The 6,681-nt window shown below is 64.0% G+C and carries 4 protein-coding genes and 1 pseudogene; 2 read left to right on the top strand and 3 right to left on the bottom strand.

Going from position 1 to position 6,681, the window contains the following annotated elements; genetic code table 11:
• Positions 1-252: 252 nt before the first annotated feature.
• Together AC30NL_RS23300 and AC30NL_RS23295 are read right to left on the bottom strand one after the other, a co-directional pair.
• Positions 253-1,863, bottom strand: a complete 1,611-nt coding sequence (locus AC30NL_RS23300; RefSeq protein ID WP_489466358.1) for an ABC transporter substrate-binding protein — start codon at positions 1,861-1,863, stop codon at positions 253-255.
• 154 nt (positions 1,864-2,017) lie between these two features.
• The gene (locus AC30NL_RS23295) at positions 2,018-3,004 is read right to left on the bottom strand and encodes an AEC family transporter (RefSeq protein WP_489466357.1); all 987 of its coding nucleotides are present in this window, start codon (positions 3,002-3,004) and stop codon (positions 2,018-2,020) included.
• Between the two features lie 266 nt (positions 3,005-3,270).
• Between AC30NL_RS23295 and AC30NL_RS23290 the strand changes: the two genes are divergently transcribed.
• Positions 3,271-5,253, top strand: a complete 1,983-nt coding sequence (locus tag AC30NL_RS23290) for a serine/threonine protein kinase (protein ID WP_489466356.1) — start codon at positions 3,271-3,273, stop codon at positions 5,251-5,253.
• 43 nt (positions 5,254-5,296) lie between these two features.
• Here the strand turns inward: AC30NL_RS23290 and AC30NL_RS23285 are convergent, their stop codons facing one another.
• Positions 5,297-6,487 carry an FAD-dependent monooxygenase gene (locus AC30NL_RS23285; protein ID WP_489466355.1) on the bottom strand — a complete coding sequence of 397 codons (1,191 nt, stop codon included), beginning with the start codon at positions 6,485-6,487 and terminating at the stop codon, positions 5,297-5,299.
• An 87-nt stretch (positions 6,488-6,574) separates the two neighbouring features.
• On the opposite strand from AC30NL_RS23285, the pseudogene AC30NL_RS23280 reads away from it, so the two are divergent.
• A pseudogene (locus tag AC30NL_RS23280) lies at positions 6,575-6,681 on the top strand (SPFH domain-containing protein); the annotation flags it as partial.

Genomic DNA, 6,681 nt, shown 5'->3' with positions numbered 1-6,681 from the left:
CCCCTCACCCCAGCCCTCTCCCCGAAGGGGCGAGGGAGCAATGCAGGCCAGTTCGCTGTGGCCCGCTTCGAAGTAACGCATTTCGGCTCCCTCTCCCCCGGGCGGGGGGAGAGGGTTGGGGTGAGGGGTCTCTCAAAAATCACCCCCATCTCCCCTGATGCATCTGAAATTCACATCGCAAGCAATCTCCCTCGCCCTCCGGGAGAGGGTTGGGGTGAGGGCCCGTGCCCCACAGCCCCACCTGAATCAGCATCACTTCTGTACCAAATCCACCTTGTCAAAGTAGTGGTGAGCCGTGGCATCCATCTTGTAGCCGACCACCTCCTTGCGCACTGGGTCAAACCTCACCGAGTGGGCAATCGGAATCCACGGCGCTTCCTCACTCGCCACTTCCTGCGCCTTCATGTAGAGCGCTGCGCGATCGGCCTGCCTGGTCGCGAGCTTGGCCTTCTGGACCGCGTCTTCGAAGTCCTTGTTGCACCAACGCGAAACATTGCCTCCGCCCTTCACCGCTGCGCAACCGAGCAAGGGCACAAAGAAGTTGTCGGGGTCGCCGTTGTCGCCGGACCAGCCGAACATCATGACCTGCTGCTCGCCCGTCTTGCTGCGCTTGCGGTACTCACCCCACTCGAAGGTGATGAGCTTGGTCTTCACGCCCACCTTCTCCCAGTCCGCCTGGATCAGCTCGGCCATGCGCTTGCCGTCCGGGTTGTACGGGCGCGTCACGGGCAGGTACCAGAGTTCGACTTCGGCACCGTTGGGGTAGCCAGCCTTGGCGAGCAGTTCCCGGGCCTTGGCCGGGTCGTATGGATATTCCTTGACCTTGTCGTTGTAGCCCCACAGCGTCGGCGGGATCGGGTTCTTGGCCGGCTGGCCCGCCCCCTGGAACACCGAGTCGAGGATGGCCTTATTGTTCACGGCCATGTTCAAGGCCTGGCGAACGAGCTTGTTGTCGAAGGGCTTCTTCTCGACGTTGAATGCGATGTAGCCAACATTCAAGCCGTTTTGCTGAACAAGCTTGATGTTCGGATCGGCCTTCATTGCTGCCACGTCAGCTGGCTTGGGGAAGGCCATGACATGGCACTCGCCGGTCTTGAGCTTGGCGTAGCGCACCGATGCGTCGGTCGTGATGGCATAGACCAGATTGTCGATCTTGGGGCGGCCACCCCAGTAATGATCATTCGCCTTGTAGCGAATGATCGCGTCCTTCTGATAGGACACGAATTGGAAGGGGCCGGTGCCGATGGGATCCTTGTCGATCAGGTCGACGGTGCCTGCGGCCTTCATCTTCTCGGCGTATTCGGCCGACAGGATGGACGCGAAGTCCATGGCCATGTTGGCCATGAAGGGCGCCTCGGGCTTCTTCAGCACGAACTTGACAGTCATCGGATCGACCTTCTCGACATGGTCGACGATGTCCTTCATGCCCATGTCTTCGAAGTACGCGTAGGTCTGGCCCGGCGTCGTCTTGTGAAAGGGGTGATTCGGGTCCGCCTGGCGGTTGTACGAGAAGAGCACGTCGTCGGCATCAAAGTCGCGCGAAGGCGTGAACTTGGCACTGCTGTGGAACTTGACGCCCTTGCGCAGCTTGAAGGTGTAGGAGAGGCCGTCGGGTGCAGCCGTCCAGCTTTCGGCGAGGCCGGGGACGATGTTGGTCGTGCCGAGCTCGAATTCCACCAAGCGGTTGTACATGGGCACCGAGGAGGCGTCAGCCGTGGTGCCGGTGGTGAAGTACTGGGGGTTGAAGCCTTCGGGGCTGCCTTCGGAGCAGTACACAAGGGTCTTGGCCGCGAAGCTCGTGGAGGCGCAGGCGAAGAGCGCGCCGACCGCGAGGGCTTTGAAAGCGAAGCCGCGAATCGTCATGTGGTCGTCCTCGAATGTTGTTGCGAACGTTTGAACAGACGGCCGCTTTATGAGCGGACGGGCGGGATGATATCCCCGCACATGTGCAATTTCTCTCAGGGAAAGCGTCGGGGGTCAACCACCAGTTCCCCATGAGCTTCCGAAGTGGTCTAGGTCACCTTGGTGACACGATCATGCTCAAGATCGCAAGCCAAAACGGTGCCGTCAGGACAAACGCGAAGGTCGACAACACGATGGCGGCGGTGGCTTCGGCCTCTTGCGCTTCATAGCGTTGAGCGAAGATGAGTGCGTTCGATCCGACCGGCAAGGACGCCGCCATGACGATGACGGCAAGTGCCGTGCCATCGAGACCCATGCCCCAATGCCCCACGCCGAGCACCACGGCGGGGAGCACCAGCAGTTTCAGCGCCGAAATGATGATCGCCCCTTTGACCGAGCCGCGAACGCCGTAGTAGGCCAAAGACATGCCGATGAGCACCAGGCACAGTGGCACGACCGCTTGCGACATGGTGAGCAGGATCTCGTCGATCACCGCCGGCAGGGGCGGAAAGATCACGTTCCACACCAGCCCGGCCAGCACCGGCAGCACAACCGGATGAATGATGGTGTTGCGCGCCGTCGTGCCCACCGTGTGCAGCAGGTGCGCGTTCGAGTGGCCGAGTTGGCGGCGTTCCCGGGCCAGGTCCGATTCGACGAGCGCCGTCAGCACCGACAGAAGCGTCAGCGCATGCAGGCTGATGATGGTGATGTGGATTGACAGCCCCGCCTCGCCGAAGAGCGCCGTCACCATCGGTACGCCGATCTGCAGCGTGTTGCCGAAGGTCGCCGAAATCGCCCGCACGCTGGGCGCCGCGACCGGCAATCGCCCGGTGCGGTTCCAGCGCTTTTGCCAGATGTAGACCACCAGAAGCATCGCAAGCACCGGCACGAAGAAGGCCGCAAGAGTCTCCCACGGCATGGTCGAGAACTGCACCCGCGCCGTGGTGCGAAACAGCAGGGCCGGGATGAAGACGTAGAAGGCCGCGTTCGACAGCGTGCGCGCCGGGTCGTTGTCGCCCAGCCACTTGAGCCGGCCGGCCACCCAGCCCACCCCCACGATCACGAAAATTGCGGTGAGCTTGAGGAAGACGGCGGCGGTCATTCTTGTCGTTGTGTCGAAAGGTTCAGCGGATCTCGGCGGGTGCGGCAGCGCCGTGTTGGACCCAGGGAGCAATCAGGGATTCCCCGCACTTCACTTGCTCCGCCACCGGTCGAAGTTGGCAAAATCGCAGCCGACAAGAATAGTCGTGCCGAGCGCGGTTACCTCGGCTCACCAGGGTGTTTTCGCTGCAAAGACAAACACAAAACCGAACAGATTCGCGGCCCTGCCCGACGTAAGCTGGCTTTGCAGTACCTTTCATTCGCATCATGGATCGCTCCCGCGTCAACATTGACCCCATCAGTCCCGCGTGGAAGCAGGGCCTGCCGGGGCAGCCGCCTTCATCCGAGTCTTCTCCGACCGGAATGGGCGCCACGCCGGTCGATCCGCCGGGGTTCGAAGCAAACCGTTCGGATGCGCTCGCGCCGGGCACGAAGCTGGAAGGCTACGAGATCGAGCGCGTCATCGGTGCCAGCGGGTTCGGCTTCGTCTACCTCGCCTACGACCCCGCCGCGCAGCATCGCGTCGCGATCAAGGAATACATGCCGGACACCCTCGCCGTACGCGACGAAGACGGCGTCCAGGTGCTCGTGCGCGCCGACTCGCACATCGAGGCCTTCGACCGCGGGCGCAACGCCTTCATCGACGAGGCGCAATTGCTGGCACGCTGCGAACATCCTTCGCTTCTGCATGTAACGCGGAGCTGGCAGTCCAAGGGCACGGCTTACCGCGTGATGCCCTACTACGCCGGCAACTCGCTGTACACGCTGCGCGAGGCCATGGACGCGCCTGCTGACGAGGCCTCGCTGCGGGCCTTGCTCGACGGGCTGCTTGGCGCGCTCGAGACGCTGCATGAAGCCGGCGTGACCCACCGCGAGGTCTCGCCCTGGAACATCCTCCTGCTGCCCGACGACACCCCCATCCTTCTCGACTTGAGTACGGCGCGGCGCGCGATGGTGGGCGACAGGGCGCGGGCGCTGATGTCGCTGCTGACGCCCTCGTTCGCGCCGATCGAGCTCATGAACCTCACCCCCGAACGGCCGATCGGGCCGTGGACAGACATCCATGCCTTGGGCGCGGTGGTCAGGTACTGCATCAGCGGTGAAATGCCGCGCCCGGCAACCACGGCGCTCGTGCGCGAATCCATGGGCGCGATGGTTCGGCGACTGCAGGTGACGTATCCGAGCTTGCACTACAGCCCGTCGTTCCTGACGGCCATCGATGCGGCGCTCGAAGTGAACCCTGAAGACCGCCCGCAAAGCATCCAGGAGTTTCGCAAGAGGCTCGACGACCATCCGAACGCGGTGATGTCGCGTGGGGATGAGGAATTCGAGCCGATGGAAGATCCTGCCGAAGAGGTGGACGATGACGCGGCGCGGGCGCCGTTTTATGTGAGGCCGGAGGCTGAGACGGCCGCGGAGAATGCGGCGGTCGCAGAGTCCGTCCATGCCGACGTCGGTGCGCCTGCGGGCAACGAACCATTCATGTCGGTCCTGGCACCGACTCCGCCAGCCGAGTCGAGGCGATTTGAACCGGTGTCGCTTGGCGCCGGAGTTGGACAGGATCCGCACGGCCATTTCGACGCCCACGCCGATGAGCATCCGGCAGCATTCGACTTCGCGAAGCGCAATCGCCGGAACCGGCGGCGCATGGCGACGGGATGCGCCGCGCTGGTGCTGGCCGCTCTCGGGACAGGCGCGTGGTGGGTGGACCGGCAGCGAAACGAGTCAGCAGCGCAGTCGGCGTTCGAACAGGCTGTGAAGCGGGATGTGGGCGTCAAGCCCGCCGATGACAGGAAGGTCTTGGAAGAGGTCGCGCAGACAGCGCCGATTCCCGTGCCCGCCCTGGCTGCGTCACAGGTGGCTGCACCGGCCTTGGCTGCTGAGCCGACGCGAGCGCTGGCATCGGATGCAAAACTTACGGCAGCATCGCCGGCCGCGTCGGCATTGGCGCCCCCCGTGACGCCGCCGCCGGCCACCATGGCGCCGGCCCGTACACGTCAGGCGCCCGCGGCTGCGTTCAGCGCAGGCACAGCATCCGTCAAGGCGCCATCAAAGGACAGCGTGCCTGGCAAGGCCGCGAAGCTGCACTCGGCGGCACCCGCAGCGAAGCCCTCGATCGGACCGCGAGAAGCCTGCGGCAAGCGCACGGAGTTTTCGCTTTATCGATGCATGAAGACTCAGTGTGCACAAGCGCAATGGGCGACGCATCAGAGTTGCAAACGGCTCAAGGAGCGCGACGAGGTCGGCTGAGAGGCTGAGAGCCCACCGCTCGCCGTTCCGTTCGGCGCTAGTTTCAGCGCGACCCGAACATCATTTGGCGCGCCAAGGCCGACTTCGCTGGCCCAAGTGCCTGCAAGGCGGCAATGCCGAGTCCGCGCGCCGCGCCGGCGCCGGGTACATGCCAGGTGAAGCTGCGCGCGAGGAAGTCGGTTGCGACGATCATGGCCCAACGGTCTGGGCCGCGCTTCCATTCGAGGCGGCGCAGCACCGCATCGACGTCCGACGAGTTGGCAAGCGCCCTCACCAATTCAAACGCATCCCGCAGCCCCAGGTTCAAGCCCTGCCCCGCCACCGGATGAAGCGTCTGTGCGGCATTGCCGATGCGCACCGTGCGGCCGTTGGTGAGCGTACGTTCCGCGTTGAGGCCGAGCGCAAAGCGCTTCAGCGGCGACATCTGCGCGATGGGGCCGACGTCGGGATGGAACAAGGTGTTCAATACGATCAGGCGCTGTTCGTCGCTCAGTCCCTCGACCGAATCGTCATCGCTGTTCACGCACCACACCAGCCCGGCACGTCCGTCTTTCAAAGGCAGCAGGGCCGCCGGCCCATTGCGGGTGAAGCGCTCGTACGCCACGCCGGGTTTCGGTTTGGCGAGCGTGACCGTGCCTACCCAGGCCGTCTGCCGATAGTCGTGCGTCACGGGCTTGCGGACCTGGCCCGAGAAGACACCGCCCTCTGCCACGACGGCCAGATCGAACTTTTCAACGATATCGGCATCGACTTCGACACCGTCGCGCAGGTGCTTCAAGGCCGCCACCTCGGTTCCGAAGCGCGCCGACAGACGCCCGGGCTCCTTCGCCACCGCCTCGAACCACGCCCGTTGCAGCGGAGCGACGATGGCTCCGTAGCTCAATACAGCGCCCAGCATGGGCACTGCCTCGTCAATGGCGCGGATGCGCACCTCGGGTTCGGGGATCAACCCGCCCAGCACTGCCGGCAGCGATGGCGGCTGCTGTGACACATGCACTTCCAGAATCTCCTGCGCCGCCTGCGAATTCCACGCCTCGACGCGCTGGAGCAGTTGCACGCTTCCGAGCGACAGGGCGAGCGTGCGCGGGTCGCCAGACACATCCTTGTCAGCCGGACGGGCGTCGAAGACGGCAATTCGCGCCTGCGGCAGGTCGCGCGCGGCATGCAAGGCAAGCGCAAGCCCTACAGGGCCGGCGCCAATGACGGCCAAACTCAGGCTTGCATCCGCGCTCAACTCACACCTCCGGGGCATCTAATGATTTGTGCGTCGTATTATTCGCCGCACCCGGAGTTCCGGGGGATCAATTGAAGGGAAGCCGCCATGGGTTTGATGGATTTCATCAAGAAGCAGTTCATCGACGTACTTGAATGGACCGAGTCCGGGGACGGCACCCTCGCCTGGCGCTATCCGATGGCCGGCAACGAAAT

The organism is Rhizobacter sp. (assembly GCA_021153565.1).
Lineage (GTDB): Bacteria > Pseudomonadota > Gammaproteobacteria > Burkholderiales > Burkholderiaceae_C > Albitalea.
The sequence above is the reverse complement of the archived record's forward strand: the minus strand, read 5'-3'. Positions and strand labels throughout refer to the sequence as shown.

Excerpts from the sequence above, each read along its gene's own strand:
- AC30NL_RS23300 (WP_489466358.1), bottom strand. The coding sequence starts at position 1,863 with ATGACGATTCGCGGCTTCGCTTTCAAAGCCCTCGCGGTCGGCGCGCTC.
- AC30NL_RS23295 (WP_489466357.1), bottom strand. The coding sequence starts at position 3,004 with ATGACCGCCGCCGTCTTCCTCAAGCTCACCGCAATTTTCGTGATCGTG.
- AC30NL_RS23290 (WP_489466356.1), top strand. The coding sequence starts at position 3,271 with ATGGATCGCTCCCGCGTCAACATTGACCCCATCAGTCCCGCGTGGAAG.